Source organism: Photobacterium pectinilyticum, assembly GCF_024357955.1.
GTDB classification, from domain to species: domain Bacteria; phylum Pseudomonadota; class Gammaproteobacteria; order Enterobacterales; family Vibrionaceae; genus Photobacterium; species Photobacterium pectinilyticum.
Genome location: NZ_JANEYT010000172.1, coordinates 1 through 1,638, shown reverse-complemented (window position 1 = coordinate 1,638; position 1,638 = coordinate 1). Strand labels below are relative to the sequence as shown.

Sequence of the window (1,638 nt, the reverse complement as noted above, 5' to 3'; positions counted from 1 at the left end):
AGAGTTCTGTTTTAAGTTTAATCGGCGGTTTAACATGGAAAAGATGTTGGAACAGCTCATTTATTCAGGTATTCAAATAGCACCGATGCCTCAACGTTTACTTAAATTAGCTGAGGATCGGTGGTATCAGGTAGTGTTAAGCAAGGCTTATAAGTAGCTATTAACATAACGTTATCAAGATCATCTTCACATTGAGTATTTTAATGATTCATTCTAAATCCAAACTCCGTGGGTATATTCTCTCATGTGCTTCACTACTTTTTGTCACAACATCATTACACGCAAAAGAAGTGAATGAGTGGCCAGAAGATGATGTTGCGTTTTGTAACTTAGCGCTTGATCAGTCACTTATTCAATATGATAAATTTAGACAAGAGTATAAGAATCCAACCAAAATTCCGACCTCATTTAGCAACGGTAAGACAAATTATACTACACCTTTGGGATGGACCAGTGGCTTTGTTGCAGGTAGCTACTGGTACCTCTATGAACACTCGAAAGACCCCATCTGGCTTGAAGAAGCCAACCGATGGACTGATGCCCTTGAAAAAACACAGTTTAACCGTAAGACACACGATATTGGGTTTATTATTGATAGCTCATTTGGTAATCGTATGAGATTCACCAATAGCCCAGACTCTGCTGCTGTGATGATCAGTGCCGCCCAAACGCTAATGGAACGTTATAACCCCAAGGTTGGAGTTACCTATTCATGGAGTTTTGGCACATGGGAATTCCCTGTTATTATCGATAATATGATGAACTTGGAGCTCTTGTTTAAAGCCTCTCTCTTGTCGAAAGATACGCACTACTATGATGCCGCGGTCAGTCATGCCAAAGTGACAATGAAACATCATTTCCGTGATGACTATAGCTCTTATCATTTAGTTAACTACAGCCGAAATACGGGCCTACCAATTGAAAAGCAAACCGTTCAAGGGATTACTGATAACTCCTCATGGTCTAGAGGCCAAGCCTGGGCTGCTTATGGTTACACTATGACCTATCGGTATACTCAAGATGAATCTTTTCTAAATCAAGCAAAAGGCATCGTAGAGTTCATGTTAACTAATGAAAACATGCCGGAAGATTTAATTCCTTATTTTGACTATGACGCCCCAGCTTACTCTGACATTGTTAACTACCGAGACTCATCAGCAGCAGCGCTATTAGCGAGTGCATTGCTCGAACTAGCCCAATATGTCGAGAATGAACAAGCAACATACTACCGCGATAATGCATTAACTATTTTGCGTAACCTATCGACACCCACCTACTTTGCATCAGAGGATGAGAATGGACATTTCCTATTAAAGCAAGCAACAGGTCATTATCCAGCTAACCGCGACCTCAATGCATCTTTAAATTATGGTGATTACTACTATCTCGAGGCACTAAACCGATGTAAAAGTATATAAAGATGCAAGAAATTACCAATCTTTGGCTGGCTTAGAATGCGGGTGTAGCCAAGTAATTTAAAAATTGGTCGAGAGAAGACTCAAATGTTGGGCCTTATCTGTTCTGGATAACGTTGCTATATTCTTTTGTCGCGGGGGGGCAGTTGTAGTGGTACGGTGAATTTGGCCACCTGATTAGAGGTGATATCATCACCTCAGAAGCTAACAGGTGACACAATGA

The 1,638-nt window shown here is 40.7% G+C and carries 1 protein-coding gene; it reads left to right on the top strand.

Annotated elements, in window-relative coordinates; all coding sequences use genetic code 11:
- Nucleotides 1–203: 203 nt before the first annotated feature.
- Nucleotides 204–1,418 (top strand): glycoside hydrolase family 88 protein, encoded by a 1,215-nt coding sequence (locus tag NHN17_RS25680; protein WP_255045512.1) that lies wholly within the window; start codon nucleotides 204–206, stop codon nucleotides 1,416–1,418.
- Nucleotides 1,419–1,638 lie beyond the last annotated feature (220 nt).